Origin of the sequence: Fretibacterium fastidiosum (assembly GCF_964642095.1) — a bacterium.
Lineage (GTDB): Bacteria > Synergistota > Synergistia > Synergistales > Aminobacteriaceae > Fretibacterium > Fretibacterium fastidiosum.
This window is the reverse complement of the sequence record NZ_OZ209244.1, coordinates 501,652-524,409: the sequence shown is the minus strand read 5'-3', so window position 1 is coordinate 524,409 and position 22,758 is coordinate 501,652. Positions and strand designations below refer to the sequence as shown.

The following is a 22,758-nucleotide window of genomic DNA, read 5'->3' as shown; positions in this document are numbered from 1 at the left end:
TGACGCCCTACCTGAAGTACTCGAAGAGGTACCCCAGCTGCAGGCCGGCGACCTTCGCGTTCCGGAAGCGCCGGTAGAGGGCGCGCTTGCCGTCCTCCAGCTCCGTGGGACGGATGCCGGTGCGGATGGAGGCCGACGCCTCGATGTAGGCGGCCAGCTTGTCGCACACCCCGATGAGCTGGCCGTCCATCGGGTTGCAGTCGTCGCGGTTCAGCTCGGCCGGGATGTCGCCCCCGTGCCGCTGGATGGGATCGATCTGCCCGCTCTGCCACGTCTTGTTGGTGAACTCCTCCTCCGTGTACCAGCGCAGCTCGTCGTGCCACCCGTCCGGGAGCAGGGGCAGGATGCGCTCGTTCATCGCCTCGTGCTCGTAGCGGCGGATCATCTTGTCCAGCCCCTCGACGGAGGCCTTGACGGGAGAGATGATGTCGCGCGTCAGGACCTCCGGCAGGTCGTGGAACAGGCCGCAGAAGAAGTTGTTGTAGAGCCGCCGCGGACACGCGCCGATCTCGTGCGACAAAAGCCACGAGACGACGGCAACGAACAGGAGGTGCTCCAGGACGGAGGTCTGCGGCACTCGGTCGGTCTGAGCCCAGCGTTTTTGAAAGGTCAGCTGTCCCACCATGGAGATGAACCCCCACAGGGGGGAGCCGTCCCGCGCGTCCAGCATGGCCCGCGCGGAGGGCAGGTCGATGGCGGCGACGTTGGCCTCCACCTCGCGCCGCGTCCGTTCGATGCCGTACATGTCCGCGCTCCAGTGCAGGATGAACGCGAACTCCCAGCTCGTGGCCATGTAGTGCGCCGCGCCCAGGATGCGCCGCTCGAGCGTCCGCTCTCCCGCGCGGCGGTGGTAGTCCCGGAAGGCCCGGTCCATGTCGGACGAAAAGGCCGCGAGGTCCGGCGCGAGGCGCTCCGCGACCCACGCGTCGAGCTCCGCCTTCGTCTCCGGGTCCTGGATCAGCTTGTGGAACACCGGCGGACGGATGTCCGTCACCACGACGCGGTAGAGGAACTCGAATATCCCGCCCCGGATCAGCGCCCCCCAGTCCACGCTCTCCCCGCGGTCCTCCTCGCACTTGCCCAGCACCCACGCTGTGACCATCTTGTGCGCCTGCTTGCCCAGCTCCGTGAACACGGCGGGGTGCGGGTGGTCGTTCCAGCGTTTCATGCTGGCCGCCGAGAAGATGCGCTCAAGGAACGTCCGCGTTATCACGTTCAATCACACTCCGGTCGAAGGGTCAAATCGAAGGATCAAAGGCTCCGTTTCCCGTCCAGCGCCGCGTGGGCCTCATGGACCAGCGCCTCCGGGTCGAGGCCGGGCAGGAAGCCGTGGTCCTCGCGGGTCAGCCGGCAGAGGAACTCCATGTTCCCCTCCGGCCCCAGGATGGGGGACCAGGTGATGTCCGACACGAAGAGGTCCGTTTCCGCCTCGGCGAAGCCCGTCACCTCGCGCAGGATGGCCGCGTGCACCGCCGGGTCCCGCACCACGCCGTGGGCGCCCAGCCGTTCGCGCCCCGCCTCGAACTGCGGCTTGATGAGTGCGACCGCCTCCCCGGCCGGGGAGAGAAGGGCGTCGATGGCCGGCAGGATGAGCCTCAGGGAGATGAAGGAGGCGTCGCAGACCGCGAGGTCGATCGCCTCCGGAAAGTCCGCCGCCGTCAGGCTGCGGGCGTTCGTGCGGTCCATGACGGCGACGCGCGGGTCGGAGGCGAGGCGCCACAGGAGCTGTCCGTAGCCGACGTCCACGGCGAAGACCCTCCGGGCCCCGTGGGCCAGCAGCACGTCCGTGAAGCCGCCGGTCGATGCGCCCAGGTCCGCGCAGGTGCGCCCCTCCGCCGAGAGGTCGGGGAAGGCCTCAAAGGCCTGCAGGAGCTTGTGGGCGCCGCGGCTGGCCCAGCGCGTGCCCTCGTCCACCTCGATGGGGAGGTCCAGGGGGATGGCCGTCCCCGCCTTCGTGACGGGCCGCCCCTCAACGCGCACCCGCCCCGCCATAATGAGGGCCTGCGCCCTGTTCCTCGTCTCCGCCAGCCCGCGGTCCACCATGAGCCGGTCCAGCCTCTCCCTGGCCTTCATGGTTCAGCCTTCCAATGGAAAATGGAAACGGCGCCGCGGGACGGGTCAGACGGCCTGCGAGAGGCCCAGACAGGGCCGGCAGACCTCGACGACGTTCTCAGGCGTCATGCCGTAGAGCGCCCGTTGCTCCTCCGGCGTCGCGTGGGGGACGCAGACGTCCGGCACGCCGAAGCGCCGCAGCAGGGTGGGGGCCCCCGTCTCCGCGATGCGGGCGGCGACGGCCTCCCCGACGCCTGCCTCCATGTAGTTCTCCTCTGCGACGGCCACTAGAGGGAAGCGGTGCAGGACGTCGTCCAGCGTCTCCACGTCCAGGGGCTTGAGCCGGCGCAGGTCGTAGACGGCGGGGAGGGGCAGCCCGGCGGCGTCCGCGGCCTCGCGCGCCGCGAGCATCGTGTGTACCGTCACCCCGTGCCCGATGAGGGCCCACTCCGTGCCGTCCCGGAGCTGGAACGCGCGCAGCGGCTCCGTGCCGGCGAAGAGGTCGTTGTGGGCGGGCAGCGAGCCGCGGGGGTAGCGGATCAGGGTGGGGCCCTCGCGCCGCGCCGCGCAGGCCATCATCTGCCGCAGAGAGGGCTCGTCGGAGGGCGTGTAGACCTCCAGGTTGGGGATGGGGCGGGACCAGGGGACGTCCAGCAGCCCCTGGTGGGTGTCCCCGTCCGAGCCCACCAGCCCCGCGCGGTCCACCATCAGGACGACGGGCAGGTTCTGCAGGGCGACGTCGTGCATCAGCTGGTCCATCGCGCGCTGCAGGAACGTGGAGTAGATGAAGACCCACGGCCGCATCCCCCCCGCCGCCAGGCCCGCGGCCATGGTCAGCATGTGGCTCTCGGCGATGCCCACGTCGAAGAACCGCTCCGGGAAGCGCGTCCGAAAGCGCTCCAGCTTGACGCCGGTGGACATAGCGGCGGTGAAGCAGACGACGCGCGGATCCGTCTCCGCCATCGCCTCCGTCGCCTCGGACGCCGCCTCGCTCCAGCTGCGCCGCTTGGGTCCCCTGGCGCTAGAGCGGGGGGACATCTGGTGGTACTTCGTGGGGTCCGCCTCCGCCTCCGGCATCCCCCTGCCCTTCACGGTGTTGAAGTGCAGCAGCACGGGGCGGTCGTAGCGCTTCGCCAGCTCGAAGACCACCTGGCAGGCCTCGACGTCGTGGCCGTCGAAGGGCCCCCAGTAGTTGATGTCCAGGTCGTCAAACATGTTGTTCGGCTTCACGAGGCTCTTGATCTGGTCGTGGATGCCCTCCAGGCTCCGCTGCAGGACGCCGCCCGCGGGCAGCACGCGGCAGGCGTCCTTGATGGCGGACTTGATCTTGTTGTAGGACGTGCTGGCGGAGAGGTGCGCCAGCATCGTGGAGAACCCCCCCACGCAGTTGCTGATGGAGTGCTTGTTGTCGTTCAAAACGATGATGACCTTCGTCTTCGTCTCCTGAACGTAGTTCAGGGCTTCGAGCGCCAGCCCGTTGATGAGGGAGGCGTCCCCGATGAAGGCGACGACGTGCCGGTCCTCGCCCAGCAGGTCTCGGGCCTTGGCGTAGCCCAGCGCGGCGGAGATGGAGGTGCTGCTGTGCCCCGTGTTGAAGTGGTCGCAGGGGCTCTCGGATCGGCGGGGAAAGCCGGAGAGGCCGTCCTTCAGGCGCAGCGTGCTGAAGCGGCCCGCCCGGTCGGTGAGGAGCTTGTAGGGGTAGGACTGGTGCCCGACGTCGAAGATGATGCGGTCCTGGACGGGGTTGAAGCAGCGAAGCATGGCGATGGTCAGCTCCACCACCCCCAGGGAGGAGCCGATGTGTCCGCCGTTTTCGCTGACGGTCCTGATGATCTCCTGCCGCACCTCGCTGGCCAGGGCGGGAAGGTCCTTCGGCGCGATCTTCAAAAGGTCCTCGTGTTTGAACTCAGGCGATAAAAAGGTCATGGGAGGCCTCCGGAATCTGTATTTTTTGCCCGCGGGGCCGCACGGCAGAGCGGGGCAAAAGACTTTTTCGACTTTTCATTATACAGGAGGCGGCGTGGATTGCTATCGTCCAAAACAGCCAACCGCACGGGGCGGCGTCGCGGCCTTTGCCTCCGCGTGACGGCGGGGGGCGCTTCAGCGGGGCGCTTCGGCCGTCAGGTCCTCCTCGCTCATCCCGCTGCGGATGCCGAAGCGCGTCAGGACGAAGTCGTAGCGCGTGGGGTCCCTGGGGCAGATCCGCCGAAAGGCGTCCGTGATCTCGATGGCGGAGCGCAGGTCCGCCTGCTTCCGTCCGGTCAGGCCAAGCCTTACGGCGATGGCGTGGACGTGGGTGTCCACCGGCATGATGAGGTCCTCCGGACCGAGGACCGTCCAGCCGCCGGGGTCCACGTCGTCGCACCGAACCATCCACTTCAAGAAGAGGAAGAGGCGCTTGCAGGCGCTGCCGTCCCTGGGGGCCGCGATCAGGGGAAAGCCCCTTCGATCCGCCGGCCACAGAGTGTCCGCAAAGCGGTCCAGAGCCGGCAGGAGGTCCCGCCCTCCGCCCTCCGCCAGGCAGGCGCGCAGGAGGCCCTCGAGGCTGCCGTGCTCCCGCAGAGCCAGCGCCGTGCGGGAGAGCAGCGTCACCACGTCCTCCGGCGTGGTGAACCGGTGCTTGAAGCCGGAGAGGGCCTCCGGAAGGCGCTCGGAACGTTCCAGGAGGAACTGGCGGGGGTGGGGGCCCAGCGCGTTCAGGACGCGGCGGACGCTCCGCAGGATCTGCGCCACGCGGCCGTAGGCCAGCGACGACGCCACGAGGGCCACGACCTCCCGGTCGGGCAGGTCGTAGGGCTTCAGGAACTCAAGGGGGTCCGGGCTGATGAGCTCGCGCCGGCTGTAGGCGAAGTAGAGCCCATCCAGGAACGCCCTGAGCCGCCGATCTCGCCCCTCCGTGTTGGACATCGTGATCGCCTCCCAAAATTGAAGGAAGGGGAACGGCGACGGCCGTCCCCCTTACGTAATTTGCTGTTTGAATGGGCCGTCTTGAAGCGCTTAGATCTGCGCCTTCCAGAGCCCGTGCTTGTTGCAGTACTCGCGTGCTGTGGCGCCCGGCTCCGCGCTGTCGAAGGCGGCTTCGGGCTTCTCGCCTGGCTTAAGGAAGCAGCGGCAGACGCGCTCACCGTTGATGACCTCGATCCACTCGATGTAGTGGTCCGCCTCCATGGGATGGACCGCGCTGCCCACCTTGATGTTCACGCCTTCCCGGACGGGCACGTGCTTCTCCTGGGCCGCGTCCGTGGAGTTCTCCGCCATGACCTTCATGGGCTTTCCGCAGCACGACAGCGTGCCGCCGCCCACGTGAAGCACCTCCACCATGTTGCCGCACTTCGCGCACTTGCAGACGTTCAGCAGTTCCATGACATATTCCCCCCATCGTGATCGGACCCGCAGGGCGGCATTCCGCCCGCGGAGCCTGTGGTTTTCAGTGTATCGGAAACCCGACTTCCGGACAAGGGGAAAACGCTGATTGTGCGCCCTCAGGACGCCGGCCGTCGGACGGAATCGTCGCTGACGGGAAGGGGCGTGAGGTTCGGAGGGACGAGATCGGGGGGCGTGTGGAGTCTAAGGCGCCCCCTTCGAGCTGCCTCTGAGTGCAGGGGATGATCGAGGGATTGGTATTACCCCTCCTTCGACGTTTTGATTATCGCGCAGCCGCCCTCGTTCGGGCCGGGCCCCGCAAAGCGCCTCGGCGAGGTTGACACACAAAAGGAAACTTTGTATACTAACTTTGAATCGTTACAGCAAAGAAGGACCGGGTTGGGATTCGGCGCGCGAGTGCGCGCCGGGGTCAGAGTTGTGCCGCATCGATGTTATGGGAAGTCCGGTGAGATTCCGGGGCGGGCCCGCCACTGTAAGTCTGACGAAGCTGCCGTGCCACTGAGCGTTTCGGGAAGGGGCAGCCGAGGGTGAAGACGAGCCAGGAGACCGATCCATGCGGCATAGTGCAGCCTCCCGCGAGGAGTTCGGGGCGCTGCTGAGTGTCATGGCGTGCGTTTGTGCGCCGATGACTTCGGCAGTGCCCTTTTTTATATGTCGGGGCGTTGAGGAAGGAGAGGGGATAGCGATGCCGGATTCGCCGTTTCAGAGGGAGGACGCGGTGGAGGAACGCGGCTCCTCCGGAAACTTTCGCGGGACCCTGGAGTACGTTCCGGGCAAGCAGGTGACGCTGGCCCACGTGATCCGCAACCCCAGGAAGTCCCTGTGCTCCTCCGTCGGCGTGGACCATCCTGGGGCGCTGGGGCTCATGACCATCACGCCGGGCGAGGGGTCCATCATCGCGGCGGACATCGCGTCCAAGTCCGCGACGGTCAACATCGAGTTCGTGGACCGCTTCACGGGGTGCCTCCTGTTCACGGGGGAGGTGTCCGCGGTCGAGACGGCGCTGCGGGCCACCGTCCAGTCGCTGAAGGACATCCTCGGCTTCTTCCCGGCCCCCATCACCCACTCATGAGCCGCCCCCGCCGCATCATGGTCATCGGCCGCAGCGGCGCCGGCAAGACGACGCTCATGACGGCCATGGGGTACCTGAGCGGCCCCGTCACGAAGACGGAGGCGGTGTGCTTCACGCCGGAGTGCATCGACACGCCGGGGGAGTTCCTGGAGTCCCCGATCTTCAAGAACACGTTCATGTCGCTTTCCGCCAAGGCGGAGGTGGTCCTGCTGCTGATGGACCCGCTGAAGCATTCGTCGTTCCCGCCGCAGATCGCCGCGGTCCTCAGGGCCCACGCCATCGGCGTCGTGACGAAGGCGGACATCGCGGACCCCAAAAGCCTGGACCATGCCAGGCGGATGCTGATTCAGGCTGGCGCCAGGGAGGTATTTATGGTCTCCTCCGTGACGGGGGAGGGCGTGGAGGCTCTCAGGGATTGCATCAACAAATACTTTGAGGAGGTGCGGTAGTTTATGAACGGTGAAGCTCTTGGAATGATCGAAACCCGCGGTTTGGTTGGGGCCATCGAGGCCGCAGACGCCATGGTGAAGGCGGCGAACGTCCACCTGATCGGGTACGAGAAGATCGGCTCCGCCTACGTGACCGTCATGGTCCGCGGCGACGTGGGCGCGGTGAAGGCCGCCGTCGACGCCGGCGCGGCTGCGGCGAAGCGCGTTGGCGAGGTCGTGTCGGTCCACGTGATCCCAAGACCCCACTCCGACACGGAAAAGCTTCTTCCCAAGTCCGGGGAGTAGTCCCCTCTCGAGCGGGATAATGCACGGTTCTCGATTTTAAGGAGGGGTGAGTTATGGATAAGGACATGGTAAATCAGGTTATGGATGCAGTGATGAAGAGGCTGGGCGACACCCCCGCTCCCGCGGCCCCTGGAGCTGAGAAGGCGTCGGCCGGCGTGGAGCCCTGCTTCGCCAACATCGGGGTGACGGAGTTCGTCGGCACGGCCCAGGGCCACACCATGGGCGCGGTCATCGCCAACGTGGACCCCATCCTGCACCAGGTCATGGGGCTCGACCCGAAGTACCGCTCCATCGGCATCATCTCCGACCGCGTCGGCGCCGGCCCTCAGATCATGGCGACGGACGAGGCGGTCAAGGCCACGAATACCGAGGTGCTCTCCATCGAGCTGCCGCGTGACACCGAGGGCGGCGCGGGCCACGGCTGCCTCATCCTGCTGGGCGCAGAGGACGTTTCGGACGCCCGCAGGGCCGTCGAGGTGGCGCTCTCCAACGTCCAGAACTACTTCGGCGACGTGTGGGGCAACGAGGTGGGGTACCTCGAGCTGCAGTACACCGCGCGCGCCAGCTACGCCGTGAACAAGGGCCTGGGCGGCCCCCTCGGCAAGGCCTACGGGCTTGTGCTGGGCGCTCCGGCGGGCATCGGCGTCGTCATCTGCGATACGGCGGTGAAGGCGGCCGAGGTGGAGGTCCTCTCCTACGCCTCCCCGTCCAAGACGTCCTACACGAACGAGGCGTTCATCTCGATCACGGGCGACTCCGGCGCCGTGCGCCAGGCCATCCGCGCCGCGCGCGACGTGGGGCTGAAGCTCCTGGGCGCCATGGGGTCGGAGCCGAAGTCCGCTTCGGTCTCCTACATTTAGCGCGTCAGGGCGCGAGTACGTGGAGGTGAACTGTTTTGCCGAAGACAAAACGCAACAAGCGGTTTGAAGTCCTCGAAAACCGGCCGGTCCACAAGGATGGATTCATCGGCGAGTGGGTTGACGTCGGCCTCTACGCCATGGGCAGCCCCAACGACCCCAAGCCCTCCATCAAGATCGAGAACGGCAAGGTCGTGGAGATGGACGGGGTGCGCCGCGAGGACTTCAACATGAACGAGCAGTTCGTGGCGGACTACGCGATCGACCTCGCCATGGCCCCCAAGGCCATGGCCATGAGCGAGCAGGAGATCGCCCACATGCTGGTGGACATCAACGTCCCGCGCACGGAGTGCACGAAGGTCATGCAGGGCCTGACGCCTGCCAAGATCGCCGGCGTGATGGACAAGCTGGACATCGCGGAGATCATCCTGGCCATGCACAAGATGCGCACCCGCGGGAAGCCCGGAAACCAGGCGCACATCACGAGCGCGACGGACAACCCCGTGCTCCTGGTGGCGGACGCGGCCGAGGGCGCCCTGCGCGGCTTCCTCGAGGTGGAGACGACGGTAGCCGTCGTGCGCTATGCGCCCCTGAACGCCCTTTCCCTGCTCATCGGCTCTCAGACGGGCCGGCCCGGCACGCTGACGCAGTGCTCCCTCGAGGAGGCCTTCGAGCTTCAGATCGGCATGAGGGGCCTGACGGCCTACGCGGAGACGATCTCCGTCTACGGTACGGAGAACGTGTTCATCGACGGCGACGACACCCCGTGGTCCAAGGCCTTCCTGGCCTCCTGCTACGCCTCCCGCGGCCTCAAGATGCGCTTCACCTCCGGGACGGGGAGCGAGGTGCAGATGGGCGCCGCCGAGGGCAAGTCCATGTTGTACCTCGAGGTCCTCTGCATCATGCTGACGAAGGGCGCGGGCGTGCAGGGGCTGCAGAACGGCTCCATCTCCTGCATCGGCGTTCCGGGCGCCGTCCCCTCCGGGCTGCGCGCGGTCGCCGCGGAGAACCTGGTGACCACCGCCCTGGACCTCGAGGTGGCCTCCGGGAACGACCAGACCTTCTCCCACTCCGACCTGCGCCGCACGGCCCGCACCATGCCTCAGTTCTTTGCCGGGACGGACTTCGTGTTCTCCGGCTACTCCGGCGTGCCGAACTACGACAACATGTTCGCGGGCTCGAACTGGGACATCGAGGACGAGGACGACTACCTGGCGCTGCAGCGCGACTTCAAGGTGGACGGCGGCAACCGTCCGGTGCTGGAGGCGGACGTCGTCGCGGTCCGAAACAAGGCCGCCCGCGCCCTTCAGGCCGTCTACAGGGAGTTGGGCTTCCCGCCCATCACGGACGAAGAGGTCGAGCTGGCGACCTACGCCAACGGCAGCAAGGACATCACGCCGCGCAACATCCCCGAGGACCTCAAGGCGGCTGAGCGGCTGCTGAAGGAGGGCATCAACGGCGCGAGCGTCGTGAAGGCGCTTGCGAAGGGCGGCTTTGAGGACATCGCGAAGAACGTCCTGATGATGCTGAAGCAGCGCATCTCCGGGGACTACCTGCAGACTTCTTCCTGGGTCGCGAAGGACGGCTACGTCTGGAGCGCCGTCAACGATCCCAACACGTACACGGGACCGGGCACCGGCTACCAGCTCTCCCCCGAACGCTGGGAGGAGATCAAGAACATTCCGTGGGCCATTCGTCCTGAGGACGTATAAGGGGAGGGACAGACGATGCAGGTCAATGAAGAGCTTGTCCGCAAGGTCATAGAGGAGGTCATCGCGGAGTTCGCGGCTCAGGGCGCGCCGGCGACGCCTGAGCCGGCTCCGGCGTCGCCGGCCGGAGGAGCCCTGCCCGCCGGCGCGAGGCTCCGCTTCACGGAGGTGGGGCCCGCCAAACGCGGCACGGACCCCAAGGAGGTTGTGGTGGCGCTGCCGCCGGCTTTCGGCACGGAGTTTCAGGCCACGATCATCGACGTCCCTCACGCCGAGGTGCTGCGTCAGGTGTTCGCGGGGATCGAGGAGGAGGGCTGCAACCACCGCGTCGTCAAGGTCTACCATACGGCGGACGTCGCGTTCATCGCCCACGCCGGCGCCCGGCTCTCCGGGTCCGGGATCGGCATCGGCATCCTCTCGCGAGGCACGGCCGTCATCCACCAGCGAGAGCTGGCCCCCCTGGCCAACCTGGAGCTCTTCCCCCAGAGCCCGCTCCTGGACGCGGAGGTCTTCCGCCAGATCGGGCGGAACGCGGCGAAGTACGCCAAGGGCGAGAACCCCATGCCGGTGCCGACGCGCAACGACCCCATGGCCCGCCCGCGCTACCAGGGCATCGCGGCCCTGCTCCACAACAAGGAGGCCAGCTTCCTCGACCGCACCAAGGCCCCCGTGGAGTTCAAGGTCGAGATCGCGTAGATGAGGGAAGGTGACTGATGATGGCTGAGATGAACGAACAGGTTATCGCTGAGATGGTGCGGCAGGTGCTGAAGGGCATGGCCTCCGGCTCCGCGCCTGCGGAGAGCGCGCCCGCGCCGCAGCGGCCAGAGACGTCGGACGGCAGGGTTACGGCGAAGGACTATCCCCTTGGGACCAACAGGCCGGACCTGATCCGGTCCCCCACCGGCAAGAAGCTTGACGAGCTGACGCTGGACGCCGTGGTGAAGGACGTGGCCACGTTCAAGGACTTCACCATCACGCCGGAGGCCCTTGAGCTTCAGGCGCAGGTGGCCGAGTCCGCAGGGAGGCCCCAGATCGGACGCAACATGCGGCGCGCTGCCGAGCTGACGCGCATTGCCGACGAGCGGGTGCTTGAGATCTACAACGCGCTCAGGCCCCACCGCTCCACGTTCGACGAGCTGATCGCCATCGCGGACGAGCTGGACGACAAGTATCAGGCGCACACCTGCGCGGCGCACGTCCGCGAGGCGGCCGACGTGTACAGGCGCCGCAAGCTCCTTCGCGGCGATCGTCCGGAGTCCTGATCGAAGTCCGCGCGCACGGACCGGGCCGGCGCGGCCACCGGGCCGCGCCGGCGGGGACGTTTGCCGGTGAAGGAGGCTGTTCCATGGCGGTTATAGCGGGTATCGATATCGGCAACTCGACGACCGAAGTCGCCCTTGGGCGCGTGGAGGACGGACGGGTGAGCTTCCTGTCCTCCTCCATCGCCTACACCTCCGGCATCAAGGGGACGACGCAGAACGTCCTGGGCGTCCGCAACGCCCTCTCCGAGGCCCTGGAGAGGGCGGGGTGGGGGCGCGACGACTTTTCCAGGGTGGACCTCATCCGCATCAACCGGGCGGCCCCCGTCATCGGGGAGGTCGCCATGGAGACCGTGACGGAGACGATCATCACGGAGTCCACCATGATCGGGCACAACCCCTCCACTCCGGGCGGCGTCGGCGTCGGCCAGGGGGAGACGGTGGCGTTCGACGGGCTCTCGAACTGCGCTCCGGGCAGGGCCTGCACCGTCGTGGTCCCCGGCTCCGTGGACTACGAGCGGGCGGCCGCGGGCATCGCCGCCGCCATGGAGCACGGCGTTGACGTTACCTGCGCCATCTGCCGGAACGACGACGGCGTCCTCATCGCAAACCGGCTTCCGCGCGCCATCCCCATCGTGGACGAGGTGCGGGCCATCGACCGCGTGCCGCTGGGGATGCAGGCCTGCGTGGAGGTGGCCCCGCCGGGCAGGGTGGTGGAGCTCCTGGCCAACCCCTACGACATCGCGACGATCTTCGGGCTCTCGCCGGACGAGACGCGCCAGGTGGTGCCGGTGGCGCGCGCCCTGGTCGGCAACCGGTCGGCCGTGGTGATCCGGACGCCCCTCGGCGAGGTGAAGGAGCGCCGCATCCCCGCGGGGGAGCTGACCATCGCGGGCCCCAACGGCAAGCGCGGCATCGCCGTGGACGAGGGGGCGGAGAAGATCATGAAACTCGTCTCCGCCTCGCAGCCCATCTCGGACGTCTTCGGCGAGCCGGGGACGAACGTCGGCGGCATGATGGAGCGCGTGCGCCGCACCATGTCCAACCTGACGGAGATCCCCCTGGCGGACGTACACATCCGCGACCTCCTGGCCGTGGACACCCAGGTGCCGCAGAAGGTGGTGGGGGGCCTGGCGGAGGAGTTCTCGCTGGAGAACGGCGTGGCCCTGGCGGTGATGGTGCAGACGGTGGACCTGCCCATGCAGCGCCTCGCGGCCGCCATCGAGGCGGACCTGCGCGTGAAGGTGGAGATCGGCGGCATCGAGGCGGAGATGGCGATCAAGGGCGCCCTCACCACGCCGGGGACCCGGCAGCCCATGGCCATCCTGGACATGGGGGCGGGCAGCACGGACGCCTCCTTCATGCGCGAGGACGGTTCGGAGAGCCTGATCCACCTGGCCGGAGCGGGCCAGATGGTGAACACGATCATCGCGAGCGAGTTGGGCATCGACAGCATGGACCTGGCGGAGTCCATCAAGCGGACGCCCCTCTGCAAGGCGGAGAGCGTCTACAACATCCGGCTCGAGGACGGGACGGTGCGCTTCTTTGACAAGCCGCTGCCCCCTCACGTCTTCGGCAGGGTCTGCCTCCTGCACAGCGAGACGGACCTGGAGCCCCTCCCTCTGAACAACGTCCCGATGGACCGCATCCGAAGCATCCGGCGCAGCGCAAAGCAGCAGGTCTTCGCGGCGAACGCGGTTCGCGCCCTGGAGCGCGTCGCGCCGGCGGGCAACGTCCGCCTGATCGACTTCGTCGTGCTGGTCGGGGGGTCCTCGATGGACTTTGAGATCTCCCCCATGGTGACGCAGGTCCTGTCCCAGTACGGCGTCGTGGCGGGACGCGGCAACATCCGCGGGACGGAAGGGCCGCGCAACGCGGTGGCCACGGGCCTGGTGCTCTCCTACCTGGACGAGGCCGGGGCATGAAGGGCTGGTGCGAGCGCCTGGCCGACGTGCCGCCGGAGCGGCCGTGCATCGTCCTCCTGCTGGCGTCCGGCGTGGATGAGCGCGTCGCGGAGGCCATCGGCACCGGGTGCGAGGAGGAGGGAATCCCCGCCGCCTGGGCGAGGGCCCTGACGCCGGAGGACACGGCCCACGCGGCCTCGCTGAGGTCCCGCTTGGACGTGGGGGTCCTGGTCATGGAAGCCAGGGCGGCCGTCGGCGTCGCACAGATCCCGGACCGCCCGTGGCTGGACGTCGGAGCGGCCGGGCCGGCGGACTGGCGCTGGGTGGGGCAGGCGGCAGCCCGGATCGTGAAGGGGCAGCCCATGCCGCCGCGGCCGGGCGAGGTCCCCGATTGCGATCCGGAGCCCGACCCCGTTGCGCCGCCCGCTGCGCCCTCGCCCTTGCCGGAGCCGGAGGTGGGGCTCCTTCCCATGCGCGCGCCCTACGAGGAGGAGCGCGAGAGGGCCGTGGATGCGTTGGTCGCCAGGGTGACGCAGGAGGTCATGAGGCGCCTTCGGGAGCCTGGGGCGGCAACGGAAAACGCCAAGGCCGAATCGGATTCGGGAGGGGGCACGAGAGGTGAACGATAGGGAGAGGGTCCGAGGCGCCGTCGGCCTCATCGAGACGGAGGGGCTTCCTGCGGCGATCGCCGCGGCGGACGCCGCGCTGAAGGCGGCCAACGTCGTCCTGGTCGGGCGCGAGAACTCCCGCGGCGGCGGCTTCATGACGGTGAAGATAGCCGGCGACGTCGCCGCGGTGCAGGCCGCGCTGGCGGCGGCCCGCGTCGCCGCGGAGGGCGTGCGGGGCGTTCACTCCGTGCTCGCCATCCCGCGCCCTGCGGAGGGGATTGGGGACTGCCTCGTCCGGAACGAGAACACGATGGGGGTGGAGCTCCTGAAGCCCGCGCCGCCTGCGCCGGCGCCCTGCGGGGCGAAAGAGGCGCCGGACGCCGCGGGCGAGGGACCGGAATCCGAGGCCGAGCGGGACGCTGAACTCCCGAAGGAGGATCGGGCGCCTCGGTCGGGCGAGGCCGGGCTTGCCGTGGCGGGTCCGAGGGCGCTGATGAAGGTCCAGCCCGCTGCGCCCGCTGAAGCGGAGGATTCAACGACCGTTGAAGTCGCCGGCGGAGCGGAGGCTGTCGAGGCCGCCCCGGAGCCTGCGGAGGATGAGGCGAAGAAGCCACGCAAGCGGCGTTCTACGACCCGGAGGAAGCCGAGGTGAGCGCGGCGGTGATCGCGCGGCCGGACGAGCAGACGGAGCGGCTGTTCCTGTGTCCGGAGGAGCCCGCCCCGGAGGACGGCGAACGAGGGATTCGGCGCAGGGACTTCCGCGTCGAGGAGGACTAGGCGGCGAGGGGGCTGGCTCTTGCGATGAGCGGCGGGAGGAACGCGAAGGAGAAGGAGCCCGGCGCGAGGGGCCAGGGCGCGGCGGGGCGTGGGGGGACGGCGGCGCCGTCCTTTGACCCGAAGGCCGTGGAGCTCCTCGGCGCCCTCGAGGGCGCTCTCGACCGGGATGAGCCGCTGAACGATTTCAAGGAGCTCTTTCTCGGTTTCGACCTGGGGACGACGAACCTGGTGCTGGTGGCGCTGAACGAGGAAGGGCGTCCCGTGTCCGCCGTGATGGAGAGCTCCCGATCCTCCGTCCGGGACGGCGTGATCGTCGATTACATGGCCTCGGTCGAGGGGATGCGGAAATGCCTTGAGCGCCTGAAGCGCCGTCTGGGGAGGGCAGACCTCAACGCCCTGGGGGCCGCGGCCTTCCCGCCCGGCGTCAGCGCGAAGACGGCGAAGGTGTGTGCCAACGTCGTGGAGGCCCTGGGCTTCGACTGCGCGGGGCTGTACGAGGAGCCGACGGCGGCCGCGGCCGCGCTTGGGCTGGAGGACGCGGCGATCGTGGACATTGGCGGCGGCACGACGGGCATCACGATCCTTCAGGGCGGAAAGTCCGTCTACACGGCGGACGAGCCCACGGGAGGCACGCACATGACCCTAGTGCTGGCGGGGAACATGGACGTCAGCTTTGAGGCCGCGGAGGACGTGAAGCGGGACCCAGCGCGCCAGAGGGAGCTACTCCCCGTCCTGAGGCCGGTGCTGGAGAAGATGGGCTCGATCGTGAGGCGCCACCTCGAGGCGAGCGGCTACTGGGGCCTGGTCCCGACGATCGTCTGCGGCGGCGGCGCGGACCTGCCCGGCGCAGCGGCCGTCCTGACGGCAGCCGTGGAGACGCCGGTGTCCATGGCCCCCCACCCTCTCTTGGTCACGCCGTCGGGGATCGCCCTGAGCCTTTGGCGCGACGTTCGCGAAGGAGGACGGAAGGCGGGAGAGCGAGGTGGGGACGTTGGGAAAGGATGACCTGGAGTTCCTGGTCGAGAGGGTGCTGGAGCGGCTCCGGCGACCGCGCGTCGGTCTGGTGGCCTGTGCGCCCCTTCCCCCGCTGCCCGAGACGGACCGCTTCGAGTGGATCGCCTACGCCCGCGGCGCAGACGGCGCCTTGGAGGGCGTTCGGCGCCCGGAGGCAGAGGGAGCGGGCCTTCGCCTGCTGGCCGTCCTGGAGCCGCCCCTTCCGCTGCTGAAGGAGCTCCTGGACGGCATCCCCTGCACGGCGGAGGGGGCCCTGATCTTCGGGTGCCTCGCGCGCGGCCTGCCGGTGCTGTTGGACGGAACCTGGATCGAGCGCTGGCGCGGGGGCGCGTCGCCCTGGAGCGCCTGGCTTGAAGGGCGTCTCGCCCGCCTCGGCGAATGGGGCGTCCAGGTCCTTGGACCCTCGGTTGTCGGAGCCGACGCCGCAGCTCCGGGGGGGACGCTGGTCCTGAAGGAGCCGGGGTGGACAACCTGGGGCGAGTTGACGGCGCGGCACGACCTGAGGGGCGTCGCCGCCGTGCGCCTGGAGGCCGGGGCGCGGCTGACGCCGGAGGCGCGGGACCGGCTGGCGCGGCTTCGGATCGCGCTGCGCGATTAACGAAAGCCGCCGCGGGGCTGAGGCCCTGAGGCGGGTCCAAAGGGTCGGGGGGAGAGGACGTGTCGATGAAGTATGAGCTGATTCGGGCCCCGTCGCGCGGGACGCAGGAGATGATCCGGCGTCGGGCGCGGGGGGACGCGAACCTGGGTTCGCCGAACTGGGGCGCGGTGCTGCTGGTGCAGGGCATGGTCATCGAGGTTCTGGCCGCGGCGGATATCGGCGCGAAGGCTGCGGACGTGGCTGTGACCGAGCTTCTGGGCAACTGCCCGCAGCACATCAACTCCGTCGCCTTCATCGGCACGCCCTCGCAGATCGATCAGGTGTTGAACGCCCTGCGAAACGGAGGAAAGATCTCATGATGCTGGGAAAGGTGGTCGGCTCCATCGTCGCCACCCGCAAGGACGAGCGCCTTGTGGGGCAGAAGCTGCTCCTGGTGGAGCCGCTGGTCCGCCGCGGCGACGGGGCCCTGGACGGGGACCGCGACCGAATGCTGGTGAGCGTGGACGTGGTGGGCGCGGGGCGCGGCGAGACGGTCCTCCTCGTCAGCGGGTCCACGGCGCGCGCGGCCGTGTCCCTTCCGGATTCCCCCATCGATGCCTGCATCATCGGCATCGTGGACGAGGTGGACCTGTCCTGAGGGGGGCTTGACGATGAGCGCACGAATCTACACGGGCGGGGGCGACCGCGGCGAGACCCGGCTGTGGGACGGACAGAGGGTGTCGAAGCGGGACCCGCGCATCGAGCTGAACGGGACGCTGGACGAGGCCGGCGCCCTCATCGGGCTGGCGCGGGGCCTGGGGCCCGCGGCGATGCAGGACGACCTGCTGAGGGTCCAGAGGCTGCTGCAGGACCTGATGGCGTACGTTGCGCGGGGGCGTCGGGAGGCAAAGGTCCCGGCGGCCTCCTCCCTTGAGGCGTGGATCGACGAGCTCCTGGAGGGCTACCCGATGCGGCCCGAGTTCGTCCTTCCGGGCGATTCGCCCGCGGGCGGCGCGCTGCACGCGGCGCGGGCCGTCGCGCGGAGGGCGGAGCGAGTGGCTCTGCCGCTGTGGGACGGCGGAGGGGTGATCGAGGAGGAGGCCTACCGCCTCATCAACCGACTGTCGGACCTCCTGTACGTCCTGGCGCACAAGGCGGACGTCGAGACGCAGGTGGCGCGCATCGTCCGGACCATCAGCGAAGGGGAGGCGGGGCCGTCCCGCGGACCGGAGGCCCCGGCGCAGGAGGTCACGCTGGACGAGGCGCTCGAGGTGATCGAGTGTGCCCGGACCGCGGCGGAGGCGATCGGGCTTCCCGTGGTCGTCGCCGTTTGCTCGCCGGACGCCGTGCCCGTCGCCTTTCAGCGGATGAAGGACTCCCTTCCGGTGAGCGTCCGCCTGGCCGCCAGCAAGGCGGCGACGGCGCTGAAGATGAAGATGGACACGGACCGACTGGCCCCCCTGGTCCAGCCGGGCGCGCCGCTCTACGGCCTGAACAACGACCCGGACATCGTGGCCTTCGGCGGCGGCCGGCTCCTGATGGACAAGGGCGTCATCGTGGGCGCGGTGGGGGTCAGCGGCGGGACGGTGGAGCAGGACACGGGCGTGGCGGACGCGGCGGTGCGCTGTTTCGAGGGGCTTCGGCGGGCGGGCGCGCAGGTGCCGTGAGGTTCGGTACTTTTAGGGCTTGAACGTCTGAATTTTTGAGGGCGGGGCGGAGGCCCCGGGAGGAGGCGCCAGGCAATGGACACCCGGCAGATGGAGAAGATCGTCCGCGATGTCATCCTCAGGATGCAGGAGGAGCGGGGCGAGGGGAACGGGAGCGAGGTCGCGGTCCTGACGGAGCGTGCGCGGGCCGCTCAGGCGATATGGCACGGCGATTTCAACATTGCGGCCAAGACGGCCGTCATCACCAGGCTGCGCCAGGACCTTCGCCCGCACGTCGAGGAGTTAGCGAAGATGGCCTGCGAGGAGACGGGGATGGGCCGCTTCGAGGACAAGGTCCTGAAGAAAAGGGTGGCGATCGAGAAGACGCCGGGGCCGGAGTTCTTCACGACGCACGCCGTGTCCGGGGACAACGGCCTGGTGCTGGAGGAGCTGGCGCCCTTTGGCGTCATCGCCTCGATCTGCCCCTCGACGAACCCCGTCGCATCCGTCATCAACAACACGATCTGCATGATCGCGGGCGGCAACGCGGTGGTGTTCGCTCCGCACCCCGGCGCGGCGAAGTGTACGCACCGGACGGTGGAGATCGTCATGAAGTCGCTCCGCGAGAGCGGTGCGCCGGACGGATTGATCTCCTCGCTCCAGCACGTCTCGCTGGACGCCATGAACGAGCTCATGACGAGCCCGAACGTGAACCTGATCTCCGCTACGGGAGGGCCGGGCGTGGTGCGGGCGGCGCTGCAGTCTGGAAAGCCCGCCATCGGAGCGGGCCCCGGCAACCCGCCGGTCGTCGTGGACGAGACGGCGGACGTTGAGCAGGCGGCCATCGACATCATCACGGGCGCGAGCTTTGACAACAACCTGCAGTGCATCGCGGAGAAGGAGATCATCGCCGTCAACTGCATCGCGGACGACCTGAGGGCCGCCATGCTGAGGAACGGCGCCTTCGAGCTGAAGGACCCGGCGAAGGTCGACGAGCTCCTGAAGATGACCCTTGAGAAGGGTAAGCCCAGCCGAAAGTGGGTGGGGCGTCCGGCCTCGCTGCTCCTGGAGCAGTTGGGGTACAAGGTGGAGCCCAAGACGCGCATCATCCTGGTGGAGACGGGGGAGGACCATCCCTTCGCGCAGGAGGAGATGCTGATGCCCATCCTGCCCCTCATCCGCGCAGCGGACTTCGAGGAGGCCCTGGCCATGGCGAAGCGCCTGGAACACGGCTTCCGTCACTCCGCCTGCATCCACAGCAGCAACGTCAACCACATGAGCCGCATGGCGCGCGAGATGCAGACCACGGTGTTCGTCAAGAACGCGCCGACCCTGGCCGCCATCGGAGTGGGCGGGGACTGCCCGACCGCCTTCACCATCGCGACGGCCACGGGCGAGGGGCCAACGACCCCGGCCTCGTTCTGCCGAACGCGGCGCTGCGTGCTGCACGGAGCCTTCCGAATCATTTGATTTCATCCGAAAAACCGTTGTCTATGGAGGGAAGTTTCATGAAGGTGTTCACCATCCCCACGGTCAACGTGGTGGGGCGCGGCAGCGTGAAGGAGATCGGCTCCATGGCCGCGCGCTTCGGCTCAAAGACGGCCTTGGTGGTGGCCTCGACGGGGGACGTGGGACTGGCTCAGGCGCAGCTCATTGCGGACGTCCTGAAGGGCTCCGGAATCGACGCGGAGCTCTTCTGCAAGGTGACGCCCAACCCCCTCGAGGAGACGGTGATGGAGGGCCTTGCCCTGTACGGGGAAAGGGGTTGTGGGTTTTTGGTGGCCGTGGGCGGCGGGAGTGCCATGGACGCGGCCAAGGGCATCGGCATCCTGGCGACGAACGGCGGCCGCATCGAGGACTACGCGGGGGTGGATAAGGTCAGGACCCCCATCCCGCCCCTGATCGCCGTGGCGACGACGGCCGGGACGGGCAGCGAGGTGACGCAGTTCGCGGTGATCTCCGACGCGAACCACAACAAGATGACCCTGAACGACCGGGACATGCTGCCGACCATCTCCGTCAACGACCCGGAGATGATGCTCTCCATGCCCCCCGCCCTCACGGCCGCCACGGGCATGGACGCGCTGACCCATGCCATTGAGGCCTACATCTCGACGGAGTCCTCGCCCCTGACGGACGGTCGGGCCTGGGCGGCGACGAACCTCATCGCTCAGAACCTCCCGCGGGCCGTTCAGGAGGGGACGAACGTAGAGGTGCGGGAGCGCATGTGCTACGGCAGCTTCCTGGCGGGCATCGCCTTCAACAACGCGGGATTGGGCCTGGTCCACGCCATGGCGCACCCGTTGGGAGGACATTACAACCTGCCCCACGGGCTGTGCAATGCGCTGCTCCTGCCCGCGGTGTGCCGCTTCAACCTGACCTTCGACACGGTCCCGCGCTTCGCAGCCCTCGCCAGGGCCTTCGGCGTCGCCCACGACTGGCGTCCGGATCGCGAGAACGCGGAGGCCTGCCTTGAGGCGATCGACGACGTGAAGCGCGAGGCGGGGCTGAAGGAGTCCCTGAGGGCCCACGGCGTGAAGCGCGAGGACTTCCCCCTGCTGGCGGACAGGGCGCTTCTGGAGACGGTGGGGGCGACGAACCCGCGGCCCTTCGACCGGGCCGACGTCATCGCGCTGTACGAGGAAGCGTTCTGACGCCGCCCGCGGGGCGTCCGCGGCGGAGGGAATCTGGGGGGATGTTTCATGGACTTTCTTGAGTGCGTAAAATCCGCCGGCGTCGTGGGGGCGGGGGGCGCGGGGTTCCCCACCCACGTGAAGCTCGACGCGAAGGCGGAGTACTTCATCGTCAACGCGGCGGAGTGCGAGCCCCTGATCGAGACGGACAAGTACCTGTGCCGCACCTTCCCGGACCGCATCGTTCGGGCCGTGTCCGCGACCGCCGCTCAGGTCGGCGCGAGCCGTGCCGTCATCGCCATCAAGGCGGAGTACGAAGCGGAGATCGCGGCCCTGAAGGAGGCCGTGCGGGCCCAGGGCGCCGGCGTGACCTTCTGCGAGATGCCCTCCTTCTACCCTGCGGGTGACGAGCAGGTCATGGTCCAGCTCGTGACGGGCCGCAGCATCCCTGAGCGCGGCCTGCCCCTGAACGTCGGGGCGGTGGTGGACAACGTGGGGACGATGCTCAACGTCGCGGATGCCCTGGAGGGGAAGCCCGTGACGGACAAGTTCCTGTCGGTGACGGGTGCGGTGGTGAAGCCCGTCGTTGGTAATTTGAAATCGAAATAAGAACCGTTTTCTCACATACTAAGAACCTATTTTGTGGATAACTCAATCCGGCAGGCGTTCGAGTGTTACTCGAGTGGTCCAGCCGGATTTTGATATCGTCTGCTGGACGTTCGTCCCCAGATAGGCCCCATTCAGCTCATCTGGCTTAAACCCTTCCAGCGTAATCTCCGCTCCCGCAACGATAGAGGCATCTCCCGGTACCGTAAGCGAGCCTTGAATCGTTCCCCGTCGGAGCAGCTCCGCCTTGTTCTCCGCCGCGACCTTCGCCTCGGAGGCGTTCCTGAAGCGCTTCTTAATGGTGTAGACCGCCTCTCCCTCATCGCGCTCGACCTCGATGCTCTTCTCTTCCGCCTCTGCGGCATCCCACCACTTCGCCTCGACACTGCCGTACTTCCCCCGATCCGCCAATGTGAAGGACCCTGTGCAGCTTTCGGTATAGACCAGCGTCGTCTTCGGCCGGCTGTTCAGGTTCGGGGGGAAGATCAGGATTGTGTTGTCCCGGATGGCGAAGCTGCCGTTCGCTTCCTCCGCCAGACGCTGTAGGAAGTGCAGGTCGGACTCCTGCGTCTGGGCAATGGCATCGTAACGGATATCCATCGACACCTTAGCTTTATAGCCGTGCCTGGCCGCGATCTTCTCGGCCAGCTCGGCCAGGGTGATGCCCTCCCACTCGATATCCTCCTTCTGCTTGTCTTTCCCCTTCGAGAACGAGGCCGAGCGCGCCCGTATCCGCATGACGGCGGGCTTCAGCTCTACCGAGGCTTCGTCCACCTCGAACGTTCCCATGAGCCTTTGGCTCTCCTCTTTATAGCCCATCCAGAGACGCACCTTCGCGCCCTTGGGGGGCATGGTGAAGGGCGGGTCGTTCGCGACCGATATCTCCAGGGAGTCCGCCTCACCCTGCTCCGCGTCGGAGTAGGTGAGAGATTCCAAGTGTTCCCAGATCGGGCGGGTTCTGTCCTCGCCATCTATCTCGATCCGGGCGGTTGGGGTATAGCGCTCTACCATAGCGACTGCTCCCTCGGCTTGGGGGCGATGGCAGGAAGTTGAATCTCCCGGCCGGCACTCAGAAGCTGATGCATGGCCAGGCCGGGGTTGGCGTTGAGGACGGTCTCCACGATGCGCCCATCCAGAGAGCCATAGTGCTTCCAGCAGATCAGGTCGAGACGGTCCCCGTCAACTGCCGTTCGTGTTTCCAAGTTCCTCCAGCCTCCTCTTCGCTATCTCACAATACACGTGTTCTTTCTCCATACCCAACCAGCGCCGTGAGAGCCTTTCGGCGGCGACTGCCGTGGTGCCGCTTCCCAGACAGTTGTCCAGGACGAGGTCTCCCTTGTTCGTGTAGGTGCGGGTAGCGCTGCCCGGTATTGCGGTGTTCCTGGATGCGGTATTTCCGACCGTAGACGCTGCCGTCTCCTCCGCCTTTTTTATAGTAGGACGTTCCCAGCGCCATTTGGGGATGGTAGATGGGGAGCTTTTTGTAGAAGATCAGGATGTTCTCATGCGCCCGAAGGGGCATCCGATTCGCGTTGAGGAAGCCGCAGGCCAGGGTCTTCTCCCAAATCAGCTCGTATCGAAACAGTTTGCGTCCCGCCACGATGAGATCGGTGGCAAACGGCTGCTGCGCCGTGAGGGCGATGGCCCCATGCTCCCGGATCAGCCTCGAATACTCCGTCCACAACCGACCGAAGGGCAGTTTCTTGTCCCATGTGAAGTTCGTCGTACCGTAAGGCAGGTCGCACAGGATCATGTCGACGCTGCCGTCCGGGATATCAGGGAATATGTCGAAACAGTCCTCCCTGTAGAGCATACCGTTCTTTGTCGTAAAAAATGGCACTTGTTGCAAATTGCGTATCCTCCTGTAAAATGAGGAGGCTGCGCGATTGCTTGTGAATCGTGTAGCGGGCGTCTGTTCAGGGTGCG

General features: G+C 67.7%; 27 protein-coding genes and 1 riboswitch. Of the genes, 19 read left to right on the top strand and 8 right to left on the bottom strand.

All coding sequences use genetic code 11. The features are described from left to right. Positions 1–7 precede the first annotated feature (7 nt). The 5 genes from ACK28C_RS02450 to ACK28C_RS02430 form a co-directional block, all read right to left on the bottom strand. Complete coding sequence (locus tag ACK28C_RS02450) at positions 8–1,213, bottom strand: HD domain-containing protein (protein ID WP_409152631.1); 1,206 nt, start codon at positions 1,211–1,213, stop codon at positions 8–10. 38 nt (positions 1,214–1,251) lie between these two features. Continuing rightward, entirely contained in the window at positions 1,252–2,073 is an 822-nt protein-coding gene (locus tag ACK28C_RS02445) for a TlyA family RNA methyltransferase (RefSeq protein WP_409152406.1), read from the bottom strand. A gap of 45 nt (positions 2,074–2,118) precedes the next feature. Continuing rightward, positions 2,119–3,978, bottom strand: coding sequence for a 1-deoxy-D-xylulose-5-phosphate synthase (gene dxs / locus ACK28C_RS02440; RefSeq protein WP_409152405.1), 1,860 nt, complete (start codon positions 3,976–3,978; stop codon positions 2,119–2,121). Positions 3,979–4,152: 174 nt separating this feature from the next. Beyond that, positions 4,153–4,959: a TIGR02757 family protein gene (locus ACK28C_RS02435; RefSeq protein ID WP_409152404.1), complete on the bottom strand. Its 807-nt coding sequence runs from the start codon at positions 4,957–4,959 to the stop codon at positions 4,153–4,155. 90 nt (positions 4,960–5,049) lie between these two features. Next, complete coding sequence (locus ACK28C_RS02430) at positions 5,050–5,415, bottom strand: desulfoferrodoxin (RefSeq protein ID WP_409152403.1); 366 nt, start codon at positions 5,413–5,415, stop codon at positions 5,050–5,052. A gap of 430 nt (positions 5,416–5,845) precedes the next feature. Next, a riboswitch (cobalamin riboswitch) is annotated at positions 5,846–6,006 on the top strand. A 115-nt stretch (positions 6,007–6,121) separates the two neighbouring features. On the opposite strand from ACK28C_RS02430, the gene ACK28C_RS02425 reads away from it, so the two are divergent. The 19 genes from ACK28C_RS02425 (at position 6,122) to ACK28C_RS02335 (ending at position 20,835) form a co-directional block, all read left to right on the top strand. After that, on the top strand, positions 6,122–6,508 hold the full coding sequence (locus ACK28C_RS02425; RefSeq protein ID WP_015556704.1) for a BMC domain-containing protein: 387 nt from the start codon (positions 6,122–6,124) through the stop codon (positions 6,506–6,508). Further along, entirely contained in the window at positions 6,505–6,957 is a 453-nt protein-coding gene (locus ACK28C_RS02420; protein ID WP_409152402.1) for a EutP/PduV family microcompartment system protein, read from the top strand. Before ACK28C_RS02425 ends, ACK28C_RS02420 begins: the two co-directional genes overlap by 4 nt. Positions 6,958–6,960: 3 nt before the next feature. Then, positions 6,961–7,242, top strand: coding sequence for a BMC domain-containing protein (locus ACK28C_RS02415; protein ID WP_015556705.1), 282 nt, complete (start codon positions 6,961–6,963; stop codon positions 7,240–7,242). A gap of 53 nt (positions 7,243–7,295) precedes the next feature. Next, positions 7,296–8,102 (top strand): propanediol utilization microcompartment protein PduB, encoded by an 807-nt coding sequence (pduB, locus tag ACK28C_RS02410; RefSeq protein ID WP_015556706.1) that lies wholly within the window; start codon positions 7,296–7,298, stop codon positions 8,100–8,102. 35 nt (positions 8,103–8,137) lie between these two features. Continuing rightward, complete coding sequence (locus tag ACK28C_RS02405; protein WP_409152401.1) at positions 8,138–9,811, top strand: propanediol/glycerol family dehydratase large subunit; 1,674 nt, start codon at positions 8,138–8,140, stop codon at positions 9,809–9,811. 15 nt (positions 9,812–9,826) lie between these two features. After that, complete coding sequence (locus tag ACK28C_RS02400; protein WP_409152400.1) at positions 9,827–10,504, top strand: propanediol/glycerol family dehydratase medium subunit; 678 nt, start codon at positions 9,827–9,829, stop codon at positions 10,502–10,504. A gap of 29 nt (positions 10,505–10,533) precedes the next feature. After that, on the top strand, positions 10,534–11,070 hold the full coding sequence (locus ACK28C_RS02395; RefSeq protein WP_409152399.1) for a diol dehydratase small subunit: 537 nt from the start codon (positions 10,534–10,536) through the stop codon (positions 11,068–11,070). An 83-nt stretch (positions 11,071–11,153) separates the two neighbouring features. Beyond that, entirely contained in the window at positions 11,154–12,992 is a 1,839-nt protein-coding gene (locus tag ACK28C_RS02390) for a diol dehydratase reactivase subunit alpha (RefSeq protein WP_409152397.1), read from the top strand. Continuing rightward, positions 12,989–13,600: a glycerol dehydratase reactivase beta/small subunit family protein gene (locus tag ACK28C_RS02385; protein ID WP_409152396.1), complete on the top strand. Its 612-nt coding sequence runs from the start codon at positions 12,989–12,991 to the stop codon at positions 13,598–13,600. Before ACK28C_RS02390 ends, ACK28C_RS02385 begins: the two co-directional genes overlap by 4 nt. Continuing rightward, complete coding sequence (locus ACK28C_RS02380) at positions 13,590–14,231, top strand: BMC domain-containing protein (RefSeq protein WP_409152395.1); 642 nt, start codon at positions 13,590–13,592, stop codon at positions 14,229–14,231. The genes ACK28C_RS02385 and ACK28C_RS02380 overlap by 11 nt, the downstream gene beginning before the upstream one ends. Further along, positions 14,228–14,356, top strand: a complete 129-nt coding sequence (locus tag ACK28C_RS02375) for a hypothetical protein (protein WP_279369732.1) — start codon at positions 14,228–14,230, stop codon at positions 14,354–14,356. The genes ACK28C_RS02380 and ACK28C_RS02375 overlap by 4 nt, the downstream gene beginning before the upstream one ends. A gap of 24 nt (positions 14,357–14,380) precedes the next feature. Beyond that, entirely contained in the window at positions 14,381–15,361 is a 981-nt protein-coding gene (gene eutJ, locus ACK28C_RS02370; RefSeq protein WP_409152394.1) for an ethanolamine utilization protein EutJ, read from the top strand. Beyond that, complete coding sequence (locus ACK28C_RS02365) at positions 15,348–15,968, top strand: hypothetical protein (RefSeq protein ID WP_208873345.1); 621 nt, start codon at positions 15,348–15,350, stop codon at positions 15,966–15,968. The genes eutJ and ACK28C_RS02365 overlap by 14 nt, the downstream gene beginning before the upstream one ends. A gap of 65 nt (positions 15,969–16,033) precedes the next feature. Next, positions 16,034–16,327 carry a hypothetical protein gene (locus ACK28C_RS02360; RefSeq protein ID WP_015556707.1) on the top strand — a complete coding sequence of 98 codons (294 nt, stop codon included), beginning with the start codon at positions 16,034–16,036 and terminating at the stop codon, positions 16,325–16,327. Beyond that, positions 16,324–16,605 (top strand): EutN/CcmL family microcompartment protein, encoded by a 282-nt coding sequence (locus tag ACK28C_RS02355; RefSeq protein ID WP_015556708.1) that lies wholly within the window; start codon positions 16,324–16,326, stop codon positions 16,603–16,605. The genes ACK28C_RS02360 and ACK28C_RS02355 overlap by 4 nt, the downstream gene beginning before the upstream one ends. 13 nt (positions 16,606–16,618) lie before the next feature. Continuing rightward, positions 16,619–17,614 (top strand): cob(I)yrinic acid a,c-diamide adenosyltransferase, encoded by a 996-nt coding sequence (locus tag ACK28C_RS02350; protein ID WP_015556709.1) that lies wholly within the window; start codon positions 16,619–16,621, stop codon positions 17,612–17,614. 75 nt (positions 17,615–17,689) lie between these two features. Beyond that, positions 17,690–19,063: an aldehyde dehydrogenase family protein gene (locus tag ACK28C_RS02345; RefSeq protein ID WP_015556710.1), complete on the top strand. Its 1,374-nt coding sequence runs from the start codon at positions 17,690–17,692 to the stop codon at positions 19,061–19,063. Between the two features lie 38 nt (positions 19,064–19,101). Continuing rightward, on the top strand, positions 19,102–20,247 hold the full coding sequence (locus tag ACK28C_RS02340) for an iron-containing alcohol dehydrogenase (protein ID WP_015556711.1): 1,146 nt from the start codon (positions 19,102–19,104) through the stop codon (positions 20,245–20,247). 48 nt (positions 20,248–20,295) lie between these two features. Then, the gene (locus ACK28C_RS02335; RefSeq protein ID WP_015556712.1) at positions 20,296–20,835 is read left to right on the top strand and encodes a Respiratory-chain NADH dehydrogenase 51 Kd subunit.; all 540 of its coding nucleotides are present in this window, start codon (positions 20,296–20,298) and stop codon (positions 20,833–20,835) included. 42 nt (positions 20,836–20,877) lie between these two features. Here the strand turns inward: ACK28C_RS02335 and ACK28C_RS02330 are convergent, their stop codons facing one another. The 3 genes from ACK28C_RS02330 to ACK28C_RS02320 are packed head-to-tail and all read right to left on the bottom strand — an operon-like array spanning position 20,878 to position 22,266. Further along, complete coding sequence (locus ACK28C_RS02330; RefSeq protein WP_015556713.1) at positions 20,878–21,843, bottom strand: phage late control D family protein; 966 nt, start codon at positions 21,841–21,843, stop codon at positions 20,878–20,880. Further along, positions 21,837–22,034 (bottom strand): tail protein X, encoded by a 198-nt coding sequence (locus ACK28C_RS02325; RefSeq protein ID WP_208873351.1) that lies wholly within the window; start codon positions 22,032–22,034, stop codon positions 21,837–21,839. Before ACK28C_RS02325 ends, ACK28C_RS02330 begins: the two co-directional genes overlap by 7 nt. Then, positions 22,012–22,266, bottom strand: coding sequence for a DNA methyltransferase (locus ACK28C_RS02320; RefSeq protein WP_409152630.1), 255 nt, complete (start codon positions 22,264–22,266; stop codon positions 22,012–22,014). The genes ACK28C_RS02325 and ACK28C_RS02320 overlap by 23 nt, the downstream gene beginning before the upstream one ends. Between the last annotated feature and the right edge of the window lie 492 nt (positions 22,267–22,758).